At 69.5% G+C, this 25,362-nt stretch carries 23 protein-coding genes, 2 tRNA genes and 3 pseudogenes; 8 read left to right on the plus strand and 20 right to left on the minus strand.

The window, feature by feature from the left end; translation table 11 throughout:
- From CSR00_RS22050 to CSR00_RS22060, 3 genes and pseudogenes are all read left to right on the plus strand, one after another.
- Positions 1–209: SDR family oxidoreductase (locus CSR00_RS22050; RefSeq protein WP_141564434.1), on the plus strand; the 209-nt coding region annotated here is incomplete at its 5' end.
- A gap of 1 nt (position 210) precedes the next feature.
- Positions 211–1,389, plus strand: a complete 1,179-nt coding sequence (locus CSR00_RS22055) for a low temperature requirement protein A (protein ID WP_099024567.1) — start codon at positions 211–213, stop codon at positions 1,387–1,389.
- Positions 1,390–1,408: 19 nt separating this feature from the next.
- Positions 1,409–1,726 (plus strand): annotated as a pseudogene (locus CSR00_RS22060) (type II toxin-antitoxin system TacA family antitoxin); the annotation flags it as partial.
- Between the two features lie 14 nt (positions 1,727–1,740).
- Here the strand turns inward: CSR00_RS22060 and CSR00_RS22065 are convergent.
- Complete coding sequence (locus CSR00_RS22065) at positions 1,741–2,385, minus strand: RES family NAD+ phosphorylase (protein WP_099024568.1); 645 nt, start codon at positions 2,383–2,385, stop codon at positions 1,741–1,743.
- Positions 2,382–2,987, minus strand: a complete 606-nt coding sequence (locus CSR00_RS22070) for a hypothetical protein (RefSeq protein WP_245906387.1) — start codon at positions 2,985–2,987, stop codon at positions 2,382–2,384. The genes CSR00_RS22065 and CSR00_RS22070 overlap by 4 nt, the downstream gene beginning before the upstream one ends.
- Positions 2,988–3,533: 546 nt before the next feature.
- Here CSR00_RS22070 and CSR00_RS31660 point away from each other — a divergent pair.
- Positions 3,534–3,974: pseudogene (locus CSR00_RS31660) on the plus strand (AAA family ATPase); the annotation flags it as partial.
- Positions 3,975–4,442: 468 nt separating this feature from the next.
- Here the strand turns inward: CSR00_RS31660 and CSR00_RS30295 are convergent.
- The 6 genes and pseudogenes from CSR00_RS30295 to CSR00_RS22100 form a co-directional block, all read right to left on the minus strand.
- A complete protein-coding gene (locus CSR00_RS30295; protein WP_141564435.1) occupies positions 4,443–4,634 on the minus strand; it encodes a helix-turn-helix domain-containing protein in 192 nt (63 codons plus the stop codon).
- Positions 4,635–4,986: 352 nt separating this feature from the next.
- Positions 4,987–8,472: a beta strand repeat-containing protein gene (locus tag CSR00_RS22085; RefSeq protein ID WP_099024572.1), complete on the minus strand. Its 3,486-nt coding sequence runs from the start codon at positions 8,470–8,472 to the stop codon at positions 4,987–4,989.
- A gap of 80 nt (positions 8,473–8,552) precedes the next feature.
- Positions 8,553–8,855: a hypothetical protein gene (locus CSR00_RS22090; RefSeq protein WP_099024573.1), complete on the minus strand. Its 303-nt coding sequence runs from the start codon at positions 8,853–8,855 to the stop codon at positions 8,553–8,555.
- 60 nt (positions 8,856–8,915) lie between these two features.
- Positions 8,916–11,081, minus strand: a complete 2,166-nt coding sequence (locus CSR00_RS22095) for a helix-turn-helix transcriptional regulator (RefSeq protein WP_245906390.1) — start codon at positions 11,079–11,081, stop codon at positions 8,916–8,918.
- Positions 11,082–11,205: 124 nt separating this feature from the next.
- A pseudogene (locus CSR00_RS31345) lies at positions 11,206–11,688 on the minus strand (ATP-binding protein); the annotation flags it as partial.
- Positions 11,689–11,776: 88 nt separating this feature from the next.
- The gene (locus CSR00_RS22100; RefSeq protein ID WP_099024592.1) at positions 11,777–12,130 is read right to left on the minus strand and encodes a Fe-S protein; all 354 of its coding nucleotides are present in this window, start codon (positions 12,128–12,130) and stop codon (positions 11,777–11,779) included.
- Between the two features lie 158 nt (positions 12,131–12,288).
- On the opposite strand from CSR00_RS22100, the gene CSR00_RS22105 reads away from it, so the two are divergent.
- On the plus strand, positions 12,289–14,286 hold the full coding sequence (locus CSR00_RS22105) for an alpha/beta hydrolase (protein ID WP_141564436.1): 1,998 nt from the start codon (positions 12,289–12,291) through the stop codon (positions 14,284–14,286).
- Between the two features lie 12 nt (positions 14,287–14,298).
- Here the strand turns inward: CSR00_RS22105 and lipE are convergent, their stop codons facing one another.
- Genes lipE through hisC form a run of 6 tightly spaced genes read right to left on the minus strand, consistent with a single transcriptional unit; the run spans position 14,299 to position 18,822 of the window.
- Positions 14,299–15,555 (minus strand): lipase LipE, encoded by a 1,257-nt coding sequence (gene lipE, locus CSR00_RS22110; protein ID WP_099024575.1) that lies wholly within the window; start codon positions 15,553–15,555, stop codon positions 14,299–14,301.
- The gene (locus CSR00_RS22115; RefSeq protein WP_099024576.1) at positions 15,552–16,049 is read right to left on the minus strand and encodes a peroxynitrite isomerase; all 498 of its coding nucleotides are present in this window, start codon (positions 16,047–16,049) and stop codon (positions 15,552–15,554) included. The genes lipE and CSR00_RS22115 overlap by 4 nt, the downstream gene beginning before the upstream one ends.
- A gap of 5 nt (positions 16,050–16,054) precedes the next feature.
- Positions 16,055–16,879: a crotonase/enoyl-CoA hydratase family protein gene (locus CSR00_RS22120; protein WP_099024577.1), complete on the minus strand. Its 825-nt coding sequence runs from the start codon at positions 16,877–16,879 to the stop codon at positions 16,055–16,057.
- An 18-nt stretch (positions 16,880–16,897) separates the two neighbouring features.
- Positions 16,898–17,227: a hypothetical protein gene (locus CSR00_RS22125; RefSeq protein WP_099024578.1), complete on the minus strand. Its 330-nt coding sequence runs from the start codon at positions 17,225–17,227 to the stop codon at positions 16,898–16,900.
- Between the two features lie 21 nt (positions 17,228–17,248).
- Entirely contained in the window at positions 17,249–17,728 is a 480-nt protein-coding gene (locus CSR00_RS22130; RefSeq protein WP_099024579.1) for a DUF4334 domain-containing protein, read from the minus strand.
- A 14-nt stretch (positions 17,729–17,742) separates the two neighbouring features.
- Positions 17,743–18,822 carry a histidinol-phosphate transaminase gene (gene hisC / locus CSR00_RS22135; protein ID WP_099024580.1) on the minus strand — a complete coding sequence of 360 codons (1,080 nt, stop codon included), beginning with the start codon at positions 18,820–18,822 and terminating at the stop codon, positions 17,743–17,745.
- An 88-nt stretch (positions 18,823–18,910) separates the two neighbouring features.
- Between hisC and CSR00_RS22140 the strand changes: the two genes are divergently transcribed.
- From CSR00_RS22140 to CSR00_RS22150, 3 genes are all read left to right on the plus strand, one after another.
- Positions 18,911–19,002 (plus strand) — tRNA-Ser (locus CSR00_RS22140).
- Between the two features lie 17 nt (positions 19,003–19,019).
- Positions 19,020–19,092 (plus strand) — tRNA-Arg (locus CSR00_RS22145).
- Positions 19,093–19,278: 186 nt separating this feature from the next.
- Positions 19,279–20,487, plus strand: coding sequence for a Fic family protein (locus CSR00_RS22150; protein WP_245906392.1), 1,209 nt, complete (start codon positions 19,279–19,281; stop codon positions 20,485–20,487).
- Between the two features lie 143 nt (positions 20,488–20,630).
- On the opposite strand, the gene CSR00_RS22155 is transcribed toward CSR00_RS22150, so the two are convergent.
- The 6 genes from CSR00_RS22155 to CSR00_RS22180 all read right to left on the minus strand — a co-directional run bounded on the left by CSR00_RS22155 (position 20,631) and on the right by CSR00_RS22180 (position 25,335).
- Positions 20,631–20,969, minus strand: a complete 339-nt coding sequence (locus tag CSR00_RS22155; protein WP_245906394.1) for a hypothetical protein — start codon at positions 20,967–20,969, stop codon at positions 20,631–20,633.
- A gap of 181 nt (positions 20,970–21,150) precedes the next feature.
- Positions 21,151–21,888 carry an SDR family oxidoreductase gene (locus CSR00_RS22160; protein ID WP_099024581.1) on the minus strand — a complete coding sequence of 246 codons (738 nt, stop codon included), beginning with the start codon at positions 21,886–21,888 and terminating at the stop codon, positions 21,151–21,153.
- 4 nt (positions 21,889–21,892) lie between these two features.
- The gene (locus CSR00_RS22165; protein ID WP_099024582.1) at positions 21,893–22,543 is read right to left on the minus strand and encodes a class I SAM-dependent methyltransferase; all 651 of its coding nucleotides are present in this window, start codon (positions 22,541–22,543) and stop codon (positions 21,893–21,895) included.
- 45 nt (positions 22,544–22,588) lie between these two features.
- On the minus strand, positions 22,589–23,365 hold the full coding sequence (locus CSR00_RS22170) for an SDR family NAD(P)-dependent oxidoreductase (RefSeq protein WP_099024595.1): 777 nt from the start codon (positions 23,363–23,365) through the stop codon (positions 22,589–22,591).
- 33 nt (positions 23,366–23,398) lie between these two features.
- The gene (locus CSR00_RS22175) at positions 23,399–24,160 is read right to left on the minus strand and encodes an SDR family NAD(P)-dependent oxidoreductase (protein WP_099024583.1); all 762 of its coding nucleotides are present in this window, start codon (positions 24,158–24,160) and stop codon (positions 23,399–23,401) included.
- A complete protein-coding gene (locus tag CSR00_RS22180) occupies positions 24,157–25,335 on the minus strand; it encodes an acyl-CoA dehydrogenase family protein (protein WP_099024584.1) in 1,179 nt (392 codons plus the stop codon). The genes CSR00_RS22175 and CSR00_RS22180 overlap by 4 nt, the downstream gene beginning before the upstream one ends.
- Positions 25,336–25,362 lie beyond the last annotated feature (27 nt).

A 25,362-nucleotide genomic window follows, 5' to 3' on the forward strand; every position in this document is an offset into this window, starting at 1 on the left:
TCAACAACATCGCACCGGGCCCGATGGACACCCCGTTCTTCTACCCGCAGGAGACCCCGGAGCGGGCCGCCTTCCACGCCAGCCAGGCCATGGGCAACCGGCTCACCGACATCACCGACATCGCCCCGCTGGCGGTGTTCCTGTGCGGCGACGGCCACTGGATCAACGGCCAGACCCTGTTCGCCAACGGCGGGTACACCACCCGCTGAAATGACGACACCACGCCTGCGCCGAACCGGCGACTCCCATGTCGGCTACGTCGAGCTGTTCTTCGACCTGGTCTACGTCTTCGCGGTCATCCAGCTCAGTCACCAACTGGCACATCACCTGGACCTGGTCGGGGCGGCGCAGACGCTGATCCTGTGGTTCGCGATGTGGCTGGGTTGGCAGTACACCGGCTGGGTCACCAACTGGTTCGACCCGAACACCGCAGCGGTGCGGTGGCTGATCTTCGCGCTGACCGCGGGGGCTCTGGTGATGGCCGCGTCGATCCCGCAGGCCTTCGCCGACCGCGGTCTGATCTTCGCCGGGGTCTATGTCGCGTTCCAGGTCGGGCGCACGGTGTTCGCGTTGTGGTCGCTGGGCCGCGGCCACGCCCTGTCGGCGAACTTCACCCGGATGCTGGCCTGGCTGCTGGTGTCGGCGGTGTTCTGGATCGCCGGCGGCCTGGCCGAGGACACCACCGTGCGGATCGCGCTGTGGGCCGCCGCGGTCGGTATCGAGTACCTCTGCCCGATGTTCGGGTTCGCGTTCCCGTTCCTGGGCCGGTCGCAGACCCGGGAGTGGACCATCGACGGCGCGCACCTGGCCGAGCGCTGCCAGCTGTTCGTGATCGTGGCGTTCGGCGAGACCATCCTGACCACCGGTGCGGGGCTCTCGCAGCGCGAGCAGTGGGAGATCCCGGTGCTGATCGCGGCGTTGGTGGCGTTCCTGGGCATCATCGCCGCGTGGTGGGTGTATTTCGGCACCAGCAGCGCTGACGGCAGCCGGGTCATCGCGGCCTCCGACGATCCGGGGCGTATCGGCGCGATGTTCCACTACGTCCACGTCATTCTGATCGCCGGGATCATCGTGATGGCCGCCTCCAACGGGCTGATCCTCGAACACCCGGCCGGGGAGATGACTCCGGCGCTGACCGCCGCGGTGGTCGGCGGCCCGGTGCTGTACCTGCTGGCCAGCGCGATCTACCGGCACGTGGTCTACGCGCGGGCCCCCGCCTCGCATGTGGCCGGGCTGGTCGCGCTGGCGGTCCTCGCGGGCCTGGCGTTCCTCACCGATCTGCTCATGGTCGGCGGCCTGGCCGTCCTCGTGATGACGTGCGTGGCGGTCTGGGACACGCTCGTGACCCGAGCCGCGCGCCGAGCCGAGGCCGCCACCGCCGCTGCCTAACCGATTCGACGGACCGTTCCATTGTGTGCCTCATAGGCACACAATGGATGGCATGGCTACGAAGACGGAGCGGTTCGCGGTGCGCCTGACTGCTGAGCAGGACGCGCTGATTCGTCGCGCCGCCGAAGTGGAGGGGACCGATCTGACCAACTTCACGGTGACCGCGACGCTGGCTCATGCCCGCGACGTACTTGCCGATCGCCGGCTGTTCATGCTCGACGCACCGGCCTGGTCGGAGTTCGTGTCGGTGCTGGACCGGCCGGTGTCGCACAAACCGCGGCTGGAGAAGCTGTTCGCGGAGCCTCGGGAAGGTCTCGAATCACGATCTGCTCCATAGACTCGGCGGGCACCTCAGATCAGCTGGTAGCCCAGCTGCCGCGCTGCCGAAGCGATTCGCACCGCCAGGCCGGGGTGGCTCAACGGCAGCGACAGCACCGGCCGCGACGGCATCGCCGGCACCGCTGGCCCAAACAACGCGACGCAGTGGCGACCCGAGAACCGGCTGTTGTAGAGCACGCCGTCGACATCGGGAAAGGCCTCGGTGATCCGGCGCGCCCAGCGCTGGGTGACCGAGTGCGGGCCGGTCGACAGGGCGAATGTGCCACCTGCTCGTGTCGGCCACGATCCGGCACTGTCGGCTGCCAGGTCGAGCAGCCGCAGGTCCCGCGTGAACCGCAGCGCCGTCAGGTAGGGCGCCCCGCGGAACCGGTCGATGGTGCGGTCAACCTGGAATGACTCGGCCAGCGCCGCAGCCGGTTCGGCGGCGCCGTACCAAACCCCGATCCCCGGGTGATCCCCGACCGGCAGTGGGTGCGGGTCGAACCGAAGACGCGGCCCGTTCTCGCGAAACGCGTTCCAGGCCAACACATGTGCCCCGCTGGTGCGGTGGACTCGCCACCACAGCTGGTCGGCTGATGAGGACCGGTACTCGTTGTCGCGGATCCCGATGGCGCGCAACTCGGCCAGTGGTGGGGGGCCGGGTAGGCGTGCGGTCACACGGTGTACCAGTCGACGTTGGCCGCCGCAGCTGCGGCCTTGTCCACTTCGCCGCCGTCGCGCAGCCATTCGATCACTGTCATGGTCCGCTGATGAAACAGGTCAGGTTGCGGGGTTTGGAGGAAACCGGCCACCGCCACCGGATGCAGGTCCGTGGGAAGCTGCTTGAGTACCTGGTCGAGACCGCGGATCTGCCGGGTGGGGCCGCCATCATCGCCGGTTTCGAATTGCAGAATTGGGAAGACCCAGGTCTGGCCGTCGGGGATGGCCCACAGCTCGCGGGCGAGGCGTTTCTGACGCACCCGCGAGGCACTGATTCCCAGGCCGGAGGCAACCTCGTCGACGGTGAAGGCGGTGACCGCCAGACGCGCTACTTCGCCGGCGACCTCGGCGCCGGCGGACACGAACGCATCCGCGTCTTCGACCAAGCCCGCCTCGTCGAGGAGTCGGGCTGCGTCTTCGGCCAGGGACGCCGCCCACGGCCGGGTGATGGGTAGAAATCTCAGTGCGTCGATGAACTGGGTCGTCGAGACCTCGAATCGTTCCTGCAGCAGCCGTTCCAGCTCGTCAGTCGTTGACACGGTCCACCACGCCCCTAACATTGATTAACGCCATTCTATGTGCGTTAGTGCAAGGTTGTCGAGCGCCGCTAGCGCCGGCCTCGCCCCCTGACGTACGTCAACCAGCATCCGTCAAGGTCGTCAAGCATTCCCGGGCATAGACGAGACCCTGTGTCGGAACCCGCCACGGGCACAGCCAGTCGGCGGCCACCTCTGCACTGGCCAGTGCTGCGCGCACCTGCTCGACCACTGGGGATAGGCCGTACCAGTGCGTTTCCATTGGTGGGTGCGTCTCCTGACCAGCTCCAGACCCGTTTCCGGCTCAGAAAACGCGCTCACCAGGACGTTTTCCGGACCTGTTGCGGGAATGCAAATTCTCGTCGGTCATCGCCGAAAAACCACGGGTGACTGGGCTCTCCCCTGGGGCAGGGCCGAAATCCGGGCGCTGGGCAGGCCTCCCGAGATGGGCGCGGGCGCGGTGACGGCGACGTTTCCGCAGGTGGGCAGTATGTCACGTCCTCCTGCTGGCCGTGGAGGGGATGTCGGGTCGATGACCGTGGGCGTCGAGCAGTCGTACTACTACGAGGAGTGGTTGTCGACGAGAATGTATGGTACGAAATCGATCTCGGCCTCGTGGCGGTGCGTGACCGCCACGAACTCCTCAACGGCCACGGCCTCGGCAGCCGCCGCGGGGTGCTGCTCGTCGTCCCACCCGGAACCGGCAAATCAGCGGTGTCGGCAGCCGTCGCCGCGGAGGTAGTTGGCGTGTTCACCGTCATCTACGTCGAGGCGAGGGCCGGTGAGCACCTGCTCACAGCGGTCGCGGAGGAAGCACAGCAGCTGGGCGGGCCGGTGCTGCTCGTGCTGGAGGACGTCGATCTCTGGGTTCGGGACCGGCAAGGGCGTGGCGGCAGTGGGCTCTCAGAATTACTGCAGGCCATGGACATCGCCGCGGAAGCCCGGATTCTGACCCTGGCTTCGACCAACGACTCTGCCACCCTGGACAGGGCCGCTATCCGCACCGGGCGGCCAAGGTCGCCGGAGTCGCCGACACCGACGCGGCGCTGTCCACGCTGGGCTACCGCGTCGAGCACTGTTTTCACCGCGCACGGCGGGTACGGTCACCTCGTGCGCGTGCGGATCGAGGTGGAACCGATCGGGCGGGGCTGGACGCTGACGGCCCCGGACGCCACCGCAACCGTGGTGAGGACGTACACGGAAGTGCGGCCCGCAGCGGTGCAGCTAGCCGCCGCTGCCGCTGACCTGGCCCCCAGTGCGGTCGAGCTCGACCCTGCCGTCACGGCCTCTGAGCTGGACGTGCTGGCAGCCGTCGACAGGCTGCGCTCTGAGCGGGCCGAAGCCGAGGAGGCTGCTGAGCGGGCTGGCCGGACTGCCCGTGAGATCGCCCGCCAGCTCCGCGCCGCCGGCGCGACCACCACCGAGATCGGCTCGGTGCTCGGGTTGTCGCATCAGCGGGTCTCGAAGCTGCTGCGATAGTTACGCGGCACGGTGCGCCGCGATGACGCGAGAGATCTCCTGACGTTCGATCAACGTGCGTCGACCGAACTTGACCGTCACCAGCTCGCCGCGACGCATCATCCCGTAGAGCGTCGCCTCGCAGACGCGCAGCGCCTCAGCGGCCTCGCGAATGGTCAGCAGCTGGGGCTGCTGTTCCGGTGTTTCATTCATGGGCGCAGATTGCACCAGTTCCGAGACAACACCACTACGGGGCGCGAGCTCTGTACATCGGCGTGTCGTCCCTGCTAGCACGGTGGAGTCCAGTGGAGCAGAGGAGGCAGCCTCGGTCGCCTCGCCGACGCTGCGGGTGGTGGGAAACCTGCCACACACTTGCCACATCAACGACCAGCGGGGGTGCCCGCGCGATGTTCTTTGGTACAGCTCAGTGAAGCAGCGGAGAGTCCGCTACAGTCTCATATTGCCTGTTCGCGCTGCCTTGAAAGCGAGAGACGGCCAACACCGTCCGGGGTTTCAAATCCCTCCGCCACCGCTCCCGGCCCCGCCGCATCGCGCGTCCCCGACTTCACCCTTCGACGAACAGTGTCACGACGGTCAGCCCGTCGCCGGGCCCGGTCTCGGCGGTCAGGCCGAAACCGACTGCGATCGCGGTGTTGTCCACCCCGGGTCCGGCCGAGGCGGTGTTCGACCGACCCGCGGCGACGGCAGTGTTGTCGGCCGTTCCGAAGGCCCAGGCCCTGTTGTCGTCACCGTAGACGCGCGCGCTGCTGCCCGTACCCAGGACGTAGGCGGAGCTGTTGTCCCCCACCACCCGGGCGAATGTGTTCTCGGTGACGTCATAGCTGCCCGCCGCCGAGTTGTCGCCCCGCACGATCGCGGTGTTGCCGTCACCCAGAGCCGCGGTGGCGACGCTGTTGTTGCCAACGACGTGGGCGGTGTTGTTGTGGGCCGGGGGGAGACCGTCACCGTTGCCGGCCGAGGAGGCACCGTCATCTCCCCACAGCGTGGCGGTGTTGTTGTTCCCGTTTCCCGCAGAGACAGTGCTGAGGTCGCCGACGAGCCTTACGGTGTTGCCACTTCCGAAACCGGCCGACGCCGCATTGCCGTCACCGATCACCACAGCCAGGTTGTCCACACCGTTCCCGGCACTCGCGTCGTTGTCGTCGCCGAACACCCGCACGATGTTTCCGGCGTCGTCCGCGGTGGCGTCGTTGTCGTCGCCGAATACGACGACCTTGCCGCCATTGGTGGCGGAGACCGCGTTGCTGCTGCCGTAGGCCGCCGCCCGCGTGTAGCCCTCCGACGACGTTGTATTCGGCGTTGTATTCGACGTTGTATTCGATGTTGTATCGACAAAAGTGGAGCTGTTGTCACCGACGAGTTCCGCCAGGGCCACGCCGCCGGTGGCATTGGCCGCAGACGAGCTGTTGACCGCGAGAATCCGGCTGAGGCCGTAGCCCCGGTCGTCGGCGCTCACGGCATTGGCATTGTCGTGTCCATGGATGACAACTCGGGCAACCGACTCGCCGTCACCGTCGGCATTGGCCGAGTTTCGATCACCCGTCACCACGGAGCTGACTCGGGATGCATCGAAAGACGTCACGGTCGACTCATTGTCACTGCCGATCAGTGAGATGGTGGCGCTGCTGGAGTCAGCCAGCGCCAGCGCAGTGTTCTCATCGCCCACCGCCACGACCTTGGCGCGCCCACCCGACGTCGCGGCCGTGCCATCGTTGAGCTCACCCACCAGCACCAGGGTGGCGTGTCCGCCGCTGTCCGCGGCCGCGGTGGCCTCGTTCTCGTCGCCGTGCACGACGATCTTGGCCCGGCCGTCGAAAGCGTCCGCGTCCCCGGTGTTGCCGTCGCCGACCAAGCGGATGTCGGCGACGCCGCCGCCGGTCGATTCCGCGGTCCCGTTGTTCCCGGTGCCGCACACCAGGACCGTGGCGCGCGAGTCGGTGGCGGCAGCCGAACCGAGGTTCTCGTCGCCAACGAGAACGACACTGGCGCCCCGGCCGAAACCACCGTCCCCTTCCGCCGATGCGATCGCCGAGCTTTCCGTACCGACGACGAGGCCCGTCGAGCTTGCACCGCCCTGGCCGAACACCAGGACGTCGCTGCCGGAACCGACGATGCGCGCAATAGCGGTGGAGCCTTCACGACCGACAGAGTTGGCGACACTGCTGGAACCGACGATGACGGCCTTACTCCGCGCCCCGGCCCCCGCAAATGCCGCGGCGTTGCTGTGCTCACCGATGATGGTTGCGCGGCCAAATCCCTCGCCACTTGCGGTGGCAGTGGCCTCCACGCCGTGGATGTAGGCCACGCTGTGCCCGTCGGTGGCCTCAGCGACACTGCCATCGCCGACGATGCGTGCGGTGTTGAAGGTGCCGTCGGTTGCGTCGGCGTCGTTGTCGTCGCCGCGCGCGACGACGGTGTTGTGGTCGCCGTTGGCGGCGAGGGCTTCGTTCTCATTGCCGATCACGATCGCGCGGTTGTGGTCGCCGAAGGCGGCGCCCACGATGTTGAGCTCGCCGATGATCAGCGCACGGTTGAATGCGCCCTCACGCGCGCTCGCGGAGTTGGTGTCTCCGATGATGACGGCACGGGTAAAGGAGCCATCCGAGGTCGCCGAGTTGCCGTCACCGATGATCAAGGACGTGACGAACAGGTCACCCTCTCCAGCGGTGGCTTCCGCGACATTGCCTTCGCCGATGATGATCGCTCGGGCGCCGGTGCCTGCGGCCGAGGCGGCGGAATCGCCTGCGCCGCCGATGTAGGTCAGGGCGTGGCGGCCGCTGGCGGAGGCGACGCTGGAGTCGGCGATGATCTTGGCGGTGGTGGCGTAGCCGGTGGACACTGCGGTGTTGTCGTCGCCGCGGATGACGGCTCGGGTGAAGTTCCCTTCGGTGTCGGCGGTGCTGTCGTCGCCGACGACGCGCGCGTGGGCGAACCAGCCGGTGGCGGTGGCGGTGGCGTTGTCGCCGCGGGCGATGGCGATGGAGCCGAAGCCGGTGGAGGTGGCGGTGGCGGTGCCGTTCTGGATGATTTGGTGGCCGTTGATGGAGACGCTGAAATTGGCGTACGTGTCTTCGATTTCGCGGCGTATCCAGGCCAGTACGCCCAGCAGCGCCGGTGACGGTGGTGGTGTCGGGGCAGCTGGGGCGGTGGGGGTGGTCAAGGGGGTGATCGCCGTGGACAGCGCGGTGGTGGCGAGGTTGAGGAAGGCTCCGGGCGGAGTCTGAGGAGTGTTGGGTGCCGGTGCCGGCGAGGCGGGGACGGTAGCCGCGTCGGCGGTGGCCTCGGGGGCGGTGGTGCGCGTGTGGAGTAGGTCGGTGGCGGTGTCCAGCGCGGCAGCCGTGAGCGTGGGAGTGGTTTCGGTGTCGGGCAGGCGTGTCGGGGTGGTCGTGGCCAGGTCCTCGATGGTGCGCGGGGTCGACCGTGTGCCCGATGAGCTGGTGAGCGCCGTTGGCCGCGCGGGTGTTCTCGGCTCGGTCTGACCGCCGGTGTCTCCGGTGTCCGCGGTGTCCGAGATGGAATCGGAGGTGGTGTCGGGCTCGCCGTCCGACGTGGTGTCTGATGCGGAGTCTGATGCGGAGTCTGATGCGGAATCGGATGTGGTGTCGGACTTGGTGTCGGGCTTCGAGTCAGGCTCGGTGTCCGACTTTGAGTCGGGCTTCGAGTCGGGCTTCGAGTCGGGCTTCGAGTCCGTCTTCGAGTCGGGCTTCGAGTCAGGCCTGGAATCGGTGCTGGTCTCCGATGCGGTGTTCGAGGAGGCGCGCCGTGTGGTCGTGCGGGTGGTGGCTGTGTCGGAGCTGTCCGAGCTGTCGGAGCCCGAGCCCGAGCCCGAGCCCGAGGACCGGGCCGCGCGGCCCGCCGCCGCGGAGGCGCGTTTCTTGGTCGAGGACCCCGAGCCGGCGGAATCCGAGGAGCCGCCGCTGTCGGAGGACTCCGCGACGGCCACCGCGGGATTGATGGTCGCGACAGCGACTCCCAGCCCCAGTGCCACCGCGAACCCACCGACGCGTGAGATGTACTTACCCGATTCCATGCGCGACAACCCCCAACTCGACGCCAGCTTCAACCCCACGAAACTAACGACCCCGACACCCCACCGAATCCGTGAAATCCCTATCCCGACACCCTGCGTGTGGACTCTGGACTGTCGAGGGCATGCAGCACCGGGTTGATCCGCAGCGGCGGCAGCCCCGCCTGGTGGCACGCGGCATCGACGGTCTCGATCGAGGCCGCTTCGAACACTCCGAACACCACCTCGTCGGTGGGCACGGCCAGCGTCAACACCAGGCGGGCCGCTCCGGGAGCAGACCCACCCGAGAGCGTGGCCTTGAGTCTGTCGAGGATGCGGGCCACCCCGTCCGCGCCGTCGTCGGCGTACCACTCAGCGAGAAAGCAGTGCGATCCAGCCGCGTTCATGGGCCGTCACGGTAGCCAGCCCCGGGCTGAACGGAATCAGTCGATTCCCTTGCCCGCCACCTACGACTTGTCGGGTGGGACGTGCTGGCCCAGTTGGCTGCGCGAACGAATGCCCAGCTTGCGGTAGGTCCGGGCGAGGTTGGCCTCGACGGTCTTGGGGCTGATGAACAGCGCTCCCGCGATATCCCGGTTGGTGAGCCCCGCCGCGGCCAACTCGGCGATGCGCCGCTCGGTGGGGGTCAGCACGGTCGCCGGTCCAGCCGTCGGCGTCGTGATGCGGGCGAGCTCGGCCAGCGCACGCTCGGCCCAGGGGGTCGCGCCGTGACCGTCGAACACCTCCAGGCTGCGCCGCAACGTCGCGGCGGCCACGTCGCGGTGGCGTCGACGCCGCTGCAGCCTCCCGAGCAGCAGTTCGGTGCGGGCCCGCTCGAAGGGCATCGGCAGGTTCTCGTGTACGCGCAAGGCGGCGGTCGCACTGTCGACGGCGGCCGCGACATCTCCGTGGGCGGCGTGCAGCATCCCCCGGCAGCGCGCGCTGACGGCCAGCAGCCAGGGACGCTGAAGGCGCGAACCGTTCTGCTCGAGGCGAGTGATCAGCGACTCGGCCCGGTCGAGGTGGCCGGCTTCGACCAGCGCCTCGGCGGCGTCGGCGACAAACGGTGCGGTGATGATCTCGGTGGCGGTCGGGACCGACTCGAGGACCTGCAGTGCCGGATCGAGCACTGCCACGGCGGCGTCGAAATCCTTGAGGGACAACTCAATGAACCCCAGGATGCTGATCGGCCACACCAGCAGGGTGGTCGCGCCGCTTCGCCTGCTGGCCGCCAACGCCTCGTGCGCGGCCTCCCGGGCGGCCGTCTCGGCGCCGGTGTAGGCCGCCAGCGCCGCTCGCATGGTGTGCGCGATCCCCGGTGCCAGGGCCCCACCGAGCTGTTCGGCCCGCTCGGTGCCGTCGGCGGAAACCTGTCGCGCCCCCTCGATGTTGCCCAGCCAGAGTTCGACCAGAAAGCTGTTGAAGGTCACCGGCTGCATCTCGGATTCCTCGCCGCGTTCGATGCAGCGCCGCCGGATGGCCAGCAACTCGTCGCGGCCGTCGTGGAGCCGGCCGGTCCAGGCCAGGAACAGGCCGTGATGCAGGCTGGCGCGGAATGCCTGCGGTATGTCGTCGGATTCGTCCTCGAGTTGCAGTGCCCGCTGCAACGCCGGTTCATCGAAACCGTCACCCCGCAGGAAGTGCAGGTGCACGCGCATCGTCAGGGCCTGGCACAGCAGCGGGGCATATCCGAGTCTCTCGGCCCACTCCTCGGCCTGTTCGATTCCGGCGATCGCGGCGTCCAGGTGACCGGCATTGGACAGGGCGAAGGCCAGGGTCACCGAGATCTGGGCTCGTTGCGCAAGATCCTCGCCGGCCCCGGCGAGCGCACGTTCCAGCAGCGCGGCCGCCTCCAGGAAGTTGTCGTCGAAGAGGTGCACGGTGGCCAGCTGGGCCAGGGCTCGTGAGCGCAGCTGCCCGTCCGGCAGCTCCGCCAGCGCGGACTCCAGCAGCGCGCGTGCCGCGCCGGCGTCGCCGGCGGCCAGATGCTGCCTGGCCGCGCGGATCCGCCGCTGCGGGGTGGTGTGCTGATCGAGGCGGATGGCGATGTCGAGCAACTCGGCCGCCGCGGCGGGGGCGCCGCGGTCGCGGGCGCTGCGGGCGGCCTCGTCGAGCATCGTCAGGGTTTCGGGGTCCGCAACGGCGGTGGCCAGTGCCAGATGGCGTGCCTTGAGCTCCGGCTCGTCGAGAATGGCGGCCAGCCGGCGGTGCATGGCGCGGCGGACGCTGGGGGCCGCGCCGGTGTAGACGCCCTGGGCGAGCAACGGGTGCGAGAAGCGCACGCGGTACCCGTCGAAGGTGACGATCCCCTGATCCTCGGCGTGCTCCAGAAGCGCAACGGTCTGTTCGACGTCGGTGTCGATCGCGCGTGCGACCGTGGCGGTGGCGGGCGCGCCGACGCAGGCCACCGCAAGAAGGGGCGCGAGCACCTCCGGCGGCAGCGTGCGGATGCGTGCCGTCACCAACTCGGCCAGCGTGCCCGGCAATCCTGCGGTCGCGCCCGAGGGATCGCTGAGCAGGGCCCGCCCCAATCCCAGGGCGTAGAACGGGTTCCCCGCGGAGTGTTCGGCGATGCGGGCCATGGTGGGGCGGGGGAACGATCGATCGTCCCAGGCGCGCCAGGAGCACCGCATGCAGTTTGCCCAGGCTCAGCGGCCCCATTCTGATGTGCTGCGCCGACTCCGGTCGCGGCATCCGCAGCCAGGAGCCCACGGGAGCGGTGTCGGTGGGGGTGCGTTCGGTGATGAGCAGACCCACGGGTCCGGACAGCCGCCTGGCCACGAACGCGATGACGTCCCTGCTCGACCGGTCGACCCAGTGGACGTCGTCGACGGCGATGAGTACCGGGGAACGCGTTGCCTGTCCGTTCACCAAAGACAGGAACGCCGCGGAGACGGCGCGGGGGTTGTCGCCGCCGGCCCCGCTGAGATCCACCACCCCCCGCAGAGCTGCCTGTTGCTGTTCGGGCAGGCCCGACCAGACCTGTTCGTCCACGGTGCCCGCGAGGTCGGCCAGGGCGCTGTAGGCCAGCACCGATTCGGTGGGGGCGCCCTGCGTGCTCAGCACCACGAACCCTTTGTCGCGCGCGCGTTCCAGCGCTGCCAGCCACAGGGTTGTCTTGCCGATCCCCGCCTCGCCGTCGACGAACAGCGCCGCCGGTTGGGTGCGGGCCCGATCGAGGAAGTGGGCCACGGCGCGAACCTCAGCGGTCCGCCCCACCCCCTCCGGCATACACAGCATCCTTACAGGATTCGCTGCAACTGTCTACATCACGGAGCGTCCCCTGTAGGCGGCTCGCCCGCGTGTTGTGTGAGTTAGCGGGTGATGCTCACCACAGCACCGCGACGGCGGCTGCCGTCAGAGACAGCACCCCCACGGAGGCGAACAGCGGCATGGCCGCGGGCTGGCCGGTGCGGCGCTGCCGGGCGTTGCCGATGCCCAGCACCGCGCCGAGGGCGATCAGCAGGGCGAGCTTGACGCCGATCTTCGGGTAGTTGAGCACCACCCCGGCGGGCCACGGCGCGGCCAGCGCCAGGCCGGTGAGGAGTGAGATCAGCAGCCCGTACTCCATCACCCGGGTGGTTCGGTACCGGCGCGCGACCGCCTCGACCACCCAGGCGCCGAAGGTGACGGCGAACCCGACGATGTGGATCAGTACAACTACATTGCGTAGTAGTTCCATGTCGTGACTGTAGCCGACGGCGCGCGTCGCGCCACGCCCGCGCACGATGGCGACGCCCGGACCGTGAAAACGGCGTTTTTTTCGGAAAGCTCTACTCTCGCGGGGCTTGAGCGCGGGCTGGGGAGCGGACGTACGGGCGGTGACGCGGGAGTGATGGGGTGAGTGCCTTGGTGATGGGGATTCGCGGTGGCGCAACGCCACGGATCGCGTTGAGCGCGTTCGTGATCGGTGCCTGGATGCTGGTGGGCGGTGCCGGGCTGGGCACGGCGGCGGCCGATCCCGGAGATGCCGCGGGCACGGCACACAGCGCGGCGACCGATTCCCACCGGGCCGCCGATACGGACCGGGCCGGGCGGGCAGCGGATACGGCGCGACCCGCGCGCACGAAACCCGGGATGGCGCGGATCCACGATCGCAACGACCGGCCCCGGCGTGGCTTCGCCGAGGCCGGTTCGCGTGGTAGGGATTCTGAGGGGTCTGAGACTTCGGAGGATTCCGGCGGGGATTCCGGGGAGCCCGGCAACGACGCCTCGTCCGGGCAGGTCGTCGAGTCCGGCGTCGGCGACCGGACACCAACGGACACACTCGACGCGGATTCCCCCGAGCCCGAGGGCGACGAGGCACCTGAAACCCCATCGACCGGCGACACCGAGGCCACGGAGGAGGCCACGGAGGAGGTCACCGAAGCGGCCACAGAGCGGCCCACGGAGGAGGTCACAGGGACCGCCCCACCGACATCCGCGCCCGGCGAGGAAGGCGCATCGGCGTCGGCCGGACTCAGCGCGGCGCACCCGCCCTCGGAACCCGGGGAGACATCCGGGCGCGCCTCCGGGGACGTACCCGCGGACGCTGTTCCTCGGGACCAGGTCGCGCGGGATTCCTCCGCCGAAGACGGCTCGCGTGCCGATACCCCGGAGACCGCCGACGCTGCCCAACCGGCAACGGAGACGGGCGCCGCGGCGCCGACAGTCCCGCTCGCGCAGCCCGAATCCACCGACACCCGGCCGGGCACGGACAGCCCTGGCCCGCGCGTGGCGGCCGCGCCGACGGCCCCGCCGACCGCAGTGGCCGCGGTGGCCGCCGCCACGCGGCCCTCGCTGGTGATGACGGCGATCCGCGCCGTCGGCACCCTCGTGCTGGGTCTGCAGACGGCGCTGATGACGTTGGTCGTCGGACCACCCGTCCTGCCCGCGGGGAGCGCGGTCACCCTCGGCCGATCCCGCCTGGAGATCCCGTCCGGTGACGGGGTCACCGTGCGGGCAGACTGGTATATCCCCGACATCGCGGGGCCGCCGAGTGGCCTCATCTACTTCCAGCACGGCTTCCTGGCCACGGGGCCGATGTACAGCTACACGGCCGCGCGGCTGGCCGAACGGACCAACAGCATCGTGGTGGCTCCCACGCTGTCGTCGAACTTCTTCCGCACCGACGGCAACTGGATGGCCGGTGTGCCGCTGCAGCGTGGGGTCGCCGACCTGTTCACCGGGGACCGCGAAGCGTTGACCGCGAGCGCTCTGGCAGCCGGATACACCGGGGCGCTGCCGGACACGGTGGTGCTCGTCGGGCACTCGCTCGGCGGCGGATTCGTCTCCGGAGTCGCCGGCCACCTGGTCGATAACGGCGCCGTCGACCACCTGGCCGGCGTCGTGCTCTTCGACCCCGTCGCGCTGAACGGCGAAGTGCCGACGGCGACGGCCAAGCTGACCGGCGGCAACGACGTCCCGATTCTGGCGGTCACCGCGCCGGACTACTACTGGAACCAGATGGGAGCGGCGAGCGCGGCGCTGGTGCAGGCGCGTCCGGACCGGTTCAACGGCTTCCGGCTGGCCGCCGGCACCCACATCGACGCGATGCAGGGCGGCAACCCCGTCGTCGCCTTCTTCGAGGGCCTGGTCACAGGCTTTCCGAAACCGCAGAACGCCGCCGCCGCGCAGGAACTGGCGGCCGGGTGGGTCAACGACATGCTCGCCGGCACCGAGAACGGGATCTACGGCACGCCCGGTGAGCAGATGGTGATCGACACGACCGCCGGTGAGGCGAGGGCCGTGGGGGTCCCGGGCCCGCCCACGAAGATCACCGTGTTCGACCGCGTGATGGACGCGTTCCTCAAGCTGCTGGTGGGCTCGTTCGCGGTGTACGACCCCGAGGCCAGCTGACGGCGGGCCCGGTCAGCCGGGATGTCGCCGCGGAATCTCGGCGTTGATCCGGTCCAGCAGCGCGGGGTAGCGACGCGCCTCACGGTGGCTGCCGGGCTTGCCGCTGCTGACGACGGCAGCCGAGAGCCCGCGCTGCGGGTCGGCCCAGACCGCGATGTCGACCAGGCCGGTGTGCCCGAACGCGCCCGGCGCGTGGCGCCCGAACGGCCCGAACCGCTCCGAGCCCAGCATGTAGCCCGTGCCCCAGCGCATCGGTTTGAGGCCGGTGGCCACGTCGGGGCGCAGGCGGCGGGCCTGGGCGGTGGCCGCGGCCAGGGTCTGCGGGCTCAGCACCCGCACCCCGTCGAGTTCGCCGCCCCGGCAGAGCAGCTCGGCGAACCGGGACAGCTCCTGGGCGTTGGACACCGCGCTCGAGGAGGGCACCACGCTGGTCAGGAACGCCGGGGTGTTGCTGAACGGGATGATCTGGTGCATGGTGCCGCCGACGGCGAGCTTGAAGGCCCGCGCGACCGGCGCCGGCAACGGCTTGCCCGTCGGATGGCTGGGAGCCACCAGCGGCACGTCCGCCTCGGCGACGCCGAAGTTGGTCCAGCGGAATCCCAGGGGCTGCAGGATCTCGGTGGCCAGGATCTCGCGGATGTTGCGTCCGGTGGCCGCCGAGACGATCTCACGCACCAGCGGACCCCAGGTCAGCCCGTGGTAGATGTGCACCAGGCCCGGCGGGTAGACGGGTTTGAGCAGGCCGAGCTGTTCGCGGGCGTAGTCGCTGTCGTTCATCCGGCGCAGGTCCGGGCGCGGGCCGGTGGCGAAGGGCACCCCGGCGCTGTGCGTCATGACGTGACGGATGGTGGTCTTGTCCTTGCCGTGGCTGGTGTAGCCGGGCAGGTAGTCGCAGACCCGGTCGTCGAGGGAGAACGCCCCGCGCTCGACGAGCATGTGCACCACCGTGGTGGCGATCGCCTTGGCCGCGGAGTACACGCAGAACGGGGTGTCCGGGGTTACGGGGATCTTCTCGGCGTCGGGTGCATCGGTGGGTGCGTTGCCCCAGCCGTGCCCGATCGCCCGGTTGAGCACCACCCGGCCGCGGTGGCGCAGGCACACCTGGATCGCCGGGTGCATCCCGGCGGCGTACCAATGCCGTGCGGCCGCCCAGATCCGCTCGACGGACGCCGACTCGATTCCCGCCGCGTCGTCGGCGGGGTCCTCGGCGCCGACGGTGGTGACGGCGTCCAGGTCCGGGGGAACGCGGATACGGCCGTCGGCGGTCATCCCGCCTTCCGGTGCAGCGTCGCCGACAGGTGGTGCTGCAGGTGCTCGCCGACCGCGGCCATCCGCAGCGAGTAGGTCAGGGTGTCCCCGTCGACGTGCACCGTGCGGCACACCGAATTGACCTCCTTGGCCGAGGAGGTCAGCGCGATCGAGGTGGAGATCAGGTCGAGGTCGACGGTGCCGTCGCCTGCGGTGACCGAGCCCTCCTGGATCTCGGTGACGCCGGTGGCGTGGGCCAGCACCCATTCGGCCTGGCCCGGTCTCGCCGCGCGCAGGAAGCCGGTCTCGGTGTGCAGGGGCCGACCGTCGTCGGCGGCGCGGGTGCGCTGCACATAGGTCAGAAACGGTTTGCCGGTGTGGCCGAACACGACCTCCTCGAGGTAGCCGAACGGCTCGATGGTCGGGTATTCGCCCTCGCCCCGGCCGGCCCAGGTGCCCAGCAGCGGAGCCAGCGGAAGCAGGTCGGGATGCAGGTCGGGAACCGAATCGGCCATGGTGACTACTCTCCTGTGAACTCCGGCGGGCGCTTGGCGAACATCGCGGTGATGCCCTCGGTCAGATCCTTCGACGGCAGGAACGCCGAGTTCCACGCGGCCACGTAGCGCAGGCTCGCCGAGACCCGCTCGGTGCGCTGCTCGTCGAGGACGTCCTTGATGCCGGACACCACCAGCGGTGGGTTGGCAGCGATCTCGGCGGCGGTGGCGTGGGCGGCGGCCAGGCATGCCTCGGCGTCGTCGTAGACGTCGTTGACCAGACCGATCTGTGCGGCGCGGGCCGCGTCGACGTCCTTGCCGGTCAACGCCAGCTCCCGCAGATGCCCGTCGGACAGGATCAGCGGCAGCCGCGCCAGCGAGCCCACGTCGGCGACGATGGCCAACTTGACCTCACGCACCGAGAACTTGGCGTCGGCGCTGGCGTAGCGGATGTCGACGGCGCTGATCAGGTCGACGCCGCCGCCGATGCACCAGCCGTGCACCGCGGCGATGGTCGGGGTGCGGCAGTCGGCGACCGCGGTGATCGTGTGCTGCATGGTCTTGAGGCGTTTGAGGAAGTCGGTGCGCGGCTTGGCCATCGCCCCCTCGGCCATCAGCGGGGCGAGGGTGTCGCCCATCGCCGCGACGTCCAGGCCGTAGCTGAAGTGCTTGCCCGAGCCCGTGAGCACGATCGCGCGCACCTCCGGATCGGCGTCGAGCTCACCGAAGACCACCGGCAGCTCCGCCCAGAACGCGGGGCCCATGGCGTTGCCCTTGCCGGGCCCCAGCAGCGTGACGCGCGCGACGTGGTCGGTGATCTCCACCGAGACGGACTCGTAGGTGTCAGACATGAGGTTGAGGCTAGTTCGCTACCTCGGGCGCAGCCGAACCAGGATGTCCTTCACCTTCGCGTCGGGGGCCCGCTCGCAGAGCACCCCGGCCAGCGCCACGAGGAAGAACGGTTGTTCGGAGGGCCGGCTGGGCTCGTCGCCGTTCATGATCTTGCTGATCACCTCGACACGGTCCTTGTCGCTGAGGGCGACGAACTCGCTGCAGGTGACGTCGGCGGACACGGGTTCGGTGGTCTGGGCGACCTGCCCTTCGATGCTGCGCGAACACCCCGCCACCAGGCAGGCCAGGCTCAGCGCGGCCGCGGCGGCGCGGGTGCGCCGGGAGATTTTCACGGGGTTGGTGTGCATGCGGATTCCGTCGGCCTCTCGCTACACCCGCTGCAGGTAGAAGTACAGGTGCCGGCCGGTGCCGCTGCTGAAGTCCAGCGCGCCCTTGCCGTTCATGATGCCCATCAGGGTGTCGTCGTCGACCTTCTTGAAGTGGTCGTGAATGGGCACGCCGTCGTAGACCATGGTGGCGGTCACCTCACCGCGGAACCGTTCCATCCACAGGCTGGCCTCGCCCTTCATCCACTCGGTGTTGGAGAACGTGTTGCCGTGTTCGTCCAGGCAGATCAGCGGCTTGGCGTCGGTGGCGGAGTTGAAGGTCTTGCCGAACCAGCGGCCCTTCTCCAGCAGGCCGTTGGCGCGGTGGCCGGTGCGGAACTCTCCGCCCTTCCACTCGCCGAGGATCTCCTCGATGCCGACCGGCGGCAGGGTCGCCCACAACTCGTCGAGCTCGGCGTCCGGGATCGGCCCGGTGCGCTGGGTGAGGTCGGTGAATCGCGTCCGGCTCAGAGTTTCTGCCATGACGCGACGGTAGCTCATCGCCGCGCGGAGGCGGTTTGGATCCAGCCGCGGGCGAAGGCCAGGAACACGTCGTTCTCCTCGGGCGCGCCGATGGTGACACGTACTCCGTCGGTGCCGTAGGGCCGCACCAGCACCCGCGCGTTGGCGGCCTGTTCGACGAAGTCGGGAACCAGCTCGGGGCTCAGCGGCAGCCACACGAAATTGGCCTGCGACGCGGGCAGCTCGTAGCCGGCCTCGCGCAGCGCCGCGCCGACCCGGGCGCGCTCGGCGACCACGGCGTCGGTGCGGGCCAGCAGTTCGTCGGAGGCCTGCAGGGAGGCGATCGCGGCGGCCTGCGCCAGCGTGCTCGCGGTGAACGGGACGTAGACCTTGCCCAGCGCGGTGATCAGCTCCGGATCGCCCACCGCGTAGCCCACCCGGGCGCCGGCCATCCCGTAGGCCTTCGAGAACGTTCTCAGCACAACCACATTGGGGTGGTTGCGGACCAGACCCAGGCTGTCGGGCACCAGGCCGTCGCGGACGTACTCGACGTAGGCCTCGTCGATGCAGACCACGACGTCGTCCGGGACGGTGTCGACGAACCGGGCCAGCGCGTCGGGGTCGACCACCGTGGAGGTCGGGTTGTTCGGATTGCAGATGAAGATCAACCGGGTGTTCTCGGTGACCGCGGCGGCCATCGCCTCCAGGTCGTGGGTGTGGTCGCGCAGCGGCACCGGCACCGGGGTAGCGCCGGCGACCCGCACCTGCAGCGGGTAGACCTCGAAGGCCCGCCACCCGAACATCACCTCGTCGCCGATGCTGGCGGTGATCTGGATCAACTGCTGGCACAGGCTGACCGAGCCGCAGCCCACCGCGATGTTCTCCGGCGCGAACGCCCACTTCTCCAGATGCTTGGCCAGCTGCTCGCGCAGCTCCACGTAGCCGTTGTCCGGGTAGCGGTTGAGCGTGTCTGCGGCCTTGTCGATGGCCGCGCGCACACTGGGCAGCGGTCCGTGCACGGTTTCGTTGCTGGCCAGCTTGATGGCACCCGGCACGGTCTTGCCCGGGGTGTAGGCCGGGAGGTCGGCCATCAGGGGGCGCAGGCGGGCGGTCATTTGGTCAGCATATGCGAGTGGCTGTACGCTGTGCCCTCGGCGGTTCCGGTGCTCCACGACGGGTCCGGTAACCTCGAAACGGTTTCAAGGAGGCGTGCCAGAGCGGCCGAATGGGGCTCACTGCTAATGAGTTGTCCGTCTTAAAGCGGACCGGAGGTTCAAATCCTCTCGCCTCCGCCACACAACTGAATAACCCGGCGCCCGTAGCTCAACGGATAGAGCATCTGACTACGGATCAGAAGGTTAGGGGTTCGAATCCCTTCGGGCGCGCTCACCATCGGCGTCGACGACTCCCGCGGCACAGGCAATGTGTCCGGGAGTCGCTAATTTCCGCACACTCAGTCCCGGAGTCGGGTGTGCTCATCCGACACGTCCCCCACGTTTGGGCGGGACGCGACAACCTTGAAATTCATGGCCACTTTTCAAGCTTGAGTCACTAACCTTGAAATTACAGACGTGGATTTCAAGGTTGTGATCAATGAGGTTGTTGTGATGGATGTTGATAGGTTGCGGGGCAGTCCGGTAGGGCAGGTCGTACCGATCTCGGGCTATGACCCGCGGTTCGACGAGACGTACGAGTACTTCGCCTTCGTTCCTGACCCGCTACCTGGCGAACTGGCACTCGACGCGGCAACATACGCGGCGGTCATCGAAGCCACCGCGGCGATGGCGCGTGCTGACCAGGCGGCTTCCCTGTTGCCGAACCCGGTTCTGCTTGCACGACCTGCCACGCGTCGTGAGGCCGTGAGCACGTCCGCACTGGAGGGGACGTACGCCGCGCTGTCCGACGTGTTCGAGGCGGATTTCCTTGAGCCCGACGAGATGACCGGCTCAGTAAGCGAAGTGCGCAACTACGTGACCGCGGCGGAGCGGGCGTACGAATTGGTCGGCAGGGGCCAACCGGTCTCCATCGGCATGCTTGAGGACCTGCAGGGCGAGTTGCTCCAAGGCACTCCGAGCGACGGTCCGCACGCGGGCAGCATCCGCACCACTCAGGTGTTCATTGGAGTCGGTAACCGCCGAGTGACATCTGCCCGGTTTGTCCCGCCGCCGGCCGACCACCGCCTCATCGACGGGCTGGATGCGTGGCAGGACTGGATGCGGGATGGCGGGCAGGCGATACCGACCGTTATCCGTATCGCGGCCGCGCACTACCAATTCGAGGCGCTGCACCCGTTCCACGATGGCAATGGGCGGCTGGGACGACTGGTCATGGCGCTGCAGCTCATGGCCGCGGGAGATCTGCGTTACCCCGTTCTGAACATATCGCCTTGGCTGGAGCAGCACAGGACCCAGTACCAGGACGGACTCCTTCGTGTGTCCCAGACCGGCGATTGGGATCCGTGGGTCTGCCTGATATCCAACGCCATCCACGCAGAGGCGCTTGAGGTGATCAAGCGCGTCGACAAGCTTCTCGCCCTGCGGGAGAGCTTCCAGATGACCCTGCAGGGTGCCAAGGGCGTATCGCTCCGGATCGCCGACGACCTGATCGGCTACCCGATGATCACCGCCTCGCTCGCCGCGAAGCTCCACGACGTCTCGTATCAGGCCGCGAACACGGCAATCTCCAAGCTGGTCGACCTGGGCATCCTCAAGCAGAGAACCGCGGGCCGCTATGACCGTATCTTTCAGTGCGATGCCGTCTTGGCTGCGCTCGAATACTGACCCTGGCAGACTCGGCCGCCGGTATTTCCGGTCCAGGTGGCGCCAAACCAATCCGCATTGCGCGGTGAGGGTTCGAATCCTCTTCGGGCGCAATCAACCTCCGGTTCCGGCCGCACGGGCCGGAACGCCACTCGAGGGGACGGCTAACCGGAGCCCATCATGCCGGGCTCCCAGTACCCGGGGCTCCAGCCGTTGGACCCCATCATTCCCGAGCCCCATGGTCCGGGAGCCCAGTCACCGGGGGTTCCCATGTCCGGGCCCCAGCAGTCCGGGTCCATCATTCCCGGACCCCAGCAGTCATCGCCGGAGCCTCCGGAGCCGCCGGGGCCCTGGGCGGGGAGGGGCGAGGTGACGGCGGGAACCCCGCCGCCGGCCAGGGTTGTCGTGGGTGTCGCGGGCACACCCAGTGCTGTCACCGCGAGGGGGATGCCCAGCGCCACGACGGCGACGCCGGTGGCTGCCACATGACGGATGTCGAACATGTCGGCCCACCCCTTTCCTACTCGTGCCTGCCGTCACCGCGCCGCGATGGCGCCGTGGCGGCCTCACCTCCATCCTGCGCGCGCGGGGACACTTCGGGGCAGGGTATTTCGGCCCGATCCGGGTTGACCTTCGCGGCCGACGAGCCGCGCCCGCAACCGAGCGGGGAGGCGCCCGGCTCGGTCAGTTCTGCACGGTCGGCCGGATGGTCATGTCCCCGATCTCCACGTCCGGGGGCTGGTCGATGGCGAACGCGATCGCGGTGGCCACCGCCTCGGGGGCGAGCCCGAATTCGTCCATGCTCGCCCGCGCGGCGGCGCGCAGCTCGGGATCCTCGATCGAGGAGGGCAGTTCGGTGTTCACGTAGCCGGGCGAGATCGACGTGGTGCGGACGACGCCGTCGGTGCTCTCCTGGCGCAGCGTCTCCATCACCGTGCGGACCGCGTTCTTGGTGGCCGCGTAGACGGCCATGTTCGGCACGATCTTCAGCCCGGCGGTGGAGACGGTGGTCACGAAATGACCGCTGCCCTGGCGGCGGAACACCGGCAGGGCGGCCGCGATCCCGTTGAGCACACCGCGCAGGTTGACGTCGATCATGGCCGACCACCCGTCGGCGTCGACATCGGACATGGGCCCGATCCTGCTGATCCCGGCGTTGCTGACCAGGACGTCGAGCCGGCCGAATTCGGTGACCGCGGTGTCCACCAACCGGGCCGCATCGGCGGCGACGGCGACATCCACCGCGCAGGTGCGGGCGGTGCCGCCGGCCTCGCCGATCTGGGCGGCCAGCTCATCGAGGCGCTCGGTGCGCCGCGCGCCGAGCAGCACCGTGGCGCCGCGCTCGGCGAGCATGCGTGCGGTGGCCGCGCCGATGCCGCTGCTGGCCCCGGTGATCGCGACGACCTTGCCGGAGATGGTCACCCGGCTAGCTCTTGGTGCCGATGGTGATCAGATCGGAGACCACCTTGGTCCACGCCGGCCGACGCACGCGGTGCTGTTCGGCGAGCCGGAAGCCTGCCTCGGCGAACAGGTCGCGCATCTGGCGCGGCGTCGGGTTGTGCGCCGGGTTGAACCGGCCCGCGCTGAGCCGGGAGACCCAGGCCGGCTGCTGCGGGCTGATGGTGGCCACCGCGGCCAGCCCGCCCGGGCGCAGCACCCGGTGGAATTCGGCCAGCGCCGCCGGCTGGTCGAAGAAGTGGAACGCCGAGGTCGTCACGACCGCGTCGAGCGCGCCGTCGTCGAACGGCAGCGCCTCGGCCGGCGCGCTCAGCCAGCTCACCGTCGAGGAGCGGGCCCGGGCCTGTTCCAGCATGCCCGCGCTCATGTCGACGCCGTAGACCTCGTCGGGCCCCAGCTCGCGTTCGATGCGGTCGGCGAGAATGCCGGTGCCGCAGGCGACGTCGACGATCCGCTGGGCGCCGTGTGACCGCAGCGCGGCGATCACCTCGTCCTGGGCCGGGCGGTACACCCAGCGCTGCAGGACGGGCAGGTCGTAGGCCGGAGCGGCGAAGCTCCAGAACTTGGTCACCGTGTCGTTGAGGTTGCGGCGCTGCGCCGAACTCCGGGCATCCGTCATGGCATCGACGGTACGCGCGCTCACCGGGGACGGGCCGGGGCCGAATCAGCGGAAGCTGCCGGTGCCGCCGTCGACGTGGATGGTCTGGCCGGTGATGAAGGTGGCGTCGTCGCTGACCAGGAACGCGACCAGCGCGCCGACGTCGGTGCGCGCGTCGCCGATCCGTTTCAGCGGCACCCGGCGCAGTGACTTGGCGAAGCTGTCGGGGGCCATCTCCCGCCAGGCCCTGATGCCGTCGGATTCGGCGAACGGGCACACCGTGTTGACCCGGATCCCGTCGCGGCCCCACTCCATGGCGGCCACCTTGGCGATCCCGCGCACCGACTCCTTGGCCCCGGCGTAGGCGGCGAAGCGCGGCTCGCCGGCGGTGCCGCTGCCCGAGCCGAGGTTGACCACCGCGCCGCCGCCGGCGCGCACCAGCTCGGGATAGGCCGCCTGCATCAGCAGCAGGGTGGCGCGGGGGCCGACGTCGGAGACCAGCTCGAAATCGTCGACGGTGATGTCGGTGAACGGTTTCGGTTCGTTGGTGGCGATCGCGTTGTTGACCAGTGCGTGCAGCCCGCCGAACGCCTCGAGGGCCGCGCCGACGATCGCGGGGGCGACCGCCGGGTCACGCAGGTCGGCCACCAGCGAGGCCACCGCGCCGCCGGCGCCGCGCAGCTCGTCGGTGGTGGCCGCCAACCGCTGCTCGTCGACGTCGGCGAGCAGCACCGAGGCGCCCCGCTCGGTCAGCGCCGCGGCGATGCCCCGGCCGACCCCGCGGGCCGCTCCGGTGACGATCACCACCCGGTCGCGCAGGGAGTCCGGATGCCAGTACGTCACGCCCGGCACGCTAGCCGATGGGCGCGGGCCCGGTCAGGCGATCGTCAGACCGCCGTCGACGACGATGGTCTGGCCCACCACGTAGCCGCCGGCCGCCGACGCCAGCCACACCGCGGTCGCGGCCAGCTCCGCCGGCTCGCCGGTGCGGCCCAGCACCACCCGCGGCATCTGCGAATCCAGGTACCCGGGCTTGTAGTCGTCGGTCATCTCGGACTTGAAGAACCCGGGGGCCAGCGCGTTGACCCGGATGCCCTTGCGCGCACCCCACTGCTGGGCCAGATCCCGGGTCAGTCCCATCACGCCGGCCTTCGACGCGCTGTAGGCGGCCTGCGGCAGACCGCCGGTGGTGATGCCCAGGATGCTGGCGATGTTGATGATCGACGAGCCGGGCGCCATGACCCGTCCGCACGCCTGGGCCATCCAGTAGGAGCCGTTGAGGTTGACGTCGATGACGCGGCGGAACTCCTCGGGGGTCTCCTTGGTGGCCGGCACCGCGGTGCCCACGCCGGCGTTGTTGATCAGGATGTCGACACGGCCGAAGGTCTCCAGGGCGGCGGCGACCAGCTGCTCGCAGTGTTCGGGCTTGGCGACGTCGGTGGCCACCGCGTGGGCGCGCCGGCCCGCCGCCTCCACCAGCGCGGCGGTGGCGGCCATCTTGTCGGCCCGGCGCGCGCCGAGCACCACGTCGGCGCCGGCCTCGGCGAACGCCTGCGCGAACGCCACCCCCAGCCCCGAGGAGGCGCCGGTGACGACGGCGACCTTGTTGTCGAGCTTGAACGCGTCCAGAACTGTCATCGGGGGCTCCTCAGCACCTGTCGGGCGATGGCGTACTTGTGCACCTCGGTGGGGCCGTCGTAGATCCGGAAGGCGCGCATGTCGGAGAAGATCATGCCGACCGGGGTCTCGTCGGAGATCCCCATGCCGCCGAGGATCTGCACGCAGCGGTCGGCGACCTTGAACAGCTCCTCGGACACGTGTGCCTTGACCATCGAGCTCTCGTGGCGGCCCTGGGCGCCGGTGTCGAGCAGCCAGCACGCCCACCAGATCTCCAGCCGGCACTGCTGCAGGGCGATCTCGTTGTCGGCGAGCAGGAAACCGACGCCCTGGTGCTCACCGAGCGGCTTGTCGAACGCGGTGCGGGTCCGGGCGTGCTCGACGGCGATCGAGTGGGCGCGTGCGGCCGCCCCCAGCCACCGCATGCAGTGGGTGAGCCGGGCCGGGGTCAGCCGCAGCTGCGCATAGCGCAGGGCCTGCCCCACCTCACCGAGCACCGCCGAGGCGGGCAGCCGCAGGTCGCTGAACCGGACCACGCCGTGGCCCTCGACGTAGTTGCGGTCCATGGTGTTCATCACCCGCTCGAGCTCGATACCCGGGGTCTGGCCGTCGCACAGGAACAGCGTCGGCCCGTCGGGGCCGTGCTCGTTGGGCGCCACCCGCGCCATGATGATCCAGGTGCGCGCGCCGTTGGCCCCGGTGATCAGCCACTTGCGGCCGTTGATGACGTAGTCGGTGCCGTCGAAGACCGCCTCGGTGGCCAGCTGGCCGGGGTCGGAGCCGGCGCCGCCGGGCTCGGTCATCGCGAACACCGATCGTTGCCGGCCGTCGATGACCGGGACGAGGTACTTCTCGGTCTGTTCCGGGGTGGCGATCCTGGACAGCAGAAACATGTTGCCCTCGTCGGGCGCGGCGCAGTTGAGCGCGACCGGGCCCAGGGTCGACCAGCCGGCCGCCTCGAACAACACGGCCTGCTCGACGTGGGAGGGTTCCCGGCCGCCGAAGCGCCGGGGCGCCTGGAAGGTCAGCAGACCCGCCTCGCGGGCCAGCCCGACCAGTTCGGTGCGCAGCTCCTCGTCGGGTCCGTGCCGGGTGACGCGGGGGTCGGTCTCGTAGGGGACGATCCGCTCGGTGACGAACCCGCGGATCTCGTCGCGCAGGGCGGCCAGCTCGTCGGGGATGGAGAAGTCGATCATCGGTGTCCTTCCGCTGGAGCCACTGGA

Origin of the sequence: Mycolicibacterium palauense (assembly GCF_002592005.1) — a bacterium.
Taxonomy (GTDB): Bacteria; Actinomycetota; Actinomycetes; order Mycobacteriales; family Mycobacteriaceae; genus Mycobacterium; species Mycobacterium palauense.

Excerpts from the sequence above, each read along its gene's own strand:
- CSR00_RS22115 (WP_099024576.1), bottom strand. The coding sequence starts at position 16,049 with ATGGCCGATTCGGTTCCCGACCTGCATCCCGACCTGCTTCCGCTGGCT.
- CSR00_RS22165 (WP_099024582.1), bottom strand. The coding sequence starts at position 22,543 with ATGACGGATGCCCGGAGTTCGGCGCAGCGCCGCAACCTCAACGACACG.
- CSR00_RS22095 (WP_245906390.1), bottom strand. The coding sequence starts at position 11,081 with ATGCGGTGCTCCTGGCGCGCCTGGGACGATCGATCGTTCCCCCGCCCC.
- lipE (WP_099024575.1), bottom strand. The coding sequence starts at position 15,555 with ATGACCGCCGACGGCCGTATCCGCGTTCCCCCGGACCTGGACGCCGTC.
- CSR00_RS22175 (WP_099024583.1), bottom strand. The coding sequence starts at position 24,160 with ATGACAGTTCTGGACGCGTTCAAGCTCGACAACAAGGTCGCCGTCGTC.
- CSR00_RS22090 (WP_099024573.1), bottom strand. The coding sequence starts at position 8,855 with ATGAACGCGGCTGGATCGCACTGCTTTCTCGCTGAGTGGTACGCCGAC.
- CSR00_RS22100 (WP_099024592.1), bottom strand. The coding sequence starts at position 12,130 with ATGGAACTACTACGCAATGTAGTTGTACTGATCCACATCGTCGGGTTC.
- CSR00_RS22070 (WP_245906387.1), bottom strand. The coding sequence starts at position 2,987 with ATGTTAGGGGCGTGGTGGACCGTGTCAACGACTGACGAGCTGGAACGG.
- CSR00_RS22125 (WP_099024578.1), bottom strand. The coding sequence starts at position 17,227 with ATGCACACCAACCCCGTGAAAATCTCCCGGCGCACCCGCGCCGCCGCG.
- CSR00_RS22120 (WP_099024577.1), bottom strand. The coding sequence starts at position 16,879 with ATGTCTGACACCTACGAGTCCGTCTCGGTGGAGATCACCGACCACGTC.
- CSR00_RS30295 (WP_141564435.1), bottom strand. The coding sequence starts at position 4,634 with ATGAATGAAACACCGGAACAGCAGCCCCAGCTGCTGACCATTCGCGAG.
- hisC (WP_099024580.1), bottom strand. The coding sequence starts at position 18,822 with ATGACCGCCCGCCTGCGCCCCCTGATGGCCGACCTCCCGGCCTACACC.
- CSR00_RS22055 (WP_099024567.1), top strand. The coding sequence starts at position 211 with ATGACGACACCACGCCTGCGCCGAACCGGCGACTCCCATGTCGGCTAC.
- CSR00_RS22085 (WP_099024572.1), bottom strand. The coding sequence starts at position 8,472 with ATGGAATCGGGTAAGTACATCTCACGCGTCGGTGGGTTCGCGGTGGCA.
- CSR00_RS22180 (WP_099024584.1), bottom strand. The coding sequence starts at position 25,335 with ATGATCGACTTCTCCATCCCCGACGAGCTGGCCGCCCTGCGCGACGAG.
- CSR00_RS22130 (WP_099024579.1), bottom strand. The coding sequence starts at position 17,728 with ATGGCAGAAACTCTGAGCCGGACGCGATTCACCGACCTCACCCAGCGC.
- CSR00_RS22155 (WP_245906394.1), bottom strand. The coding sequence starts at position 20,969 with ATGTTCGACATCCGTCATGTGGCAGCCACCGGCGTCGCCGTCGTGGCG.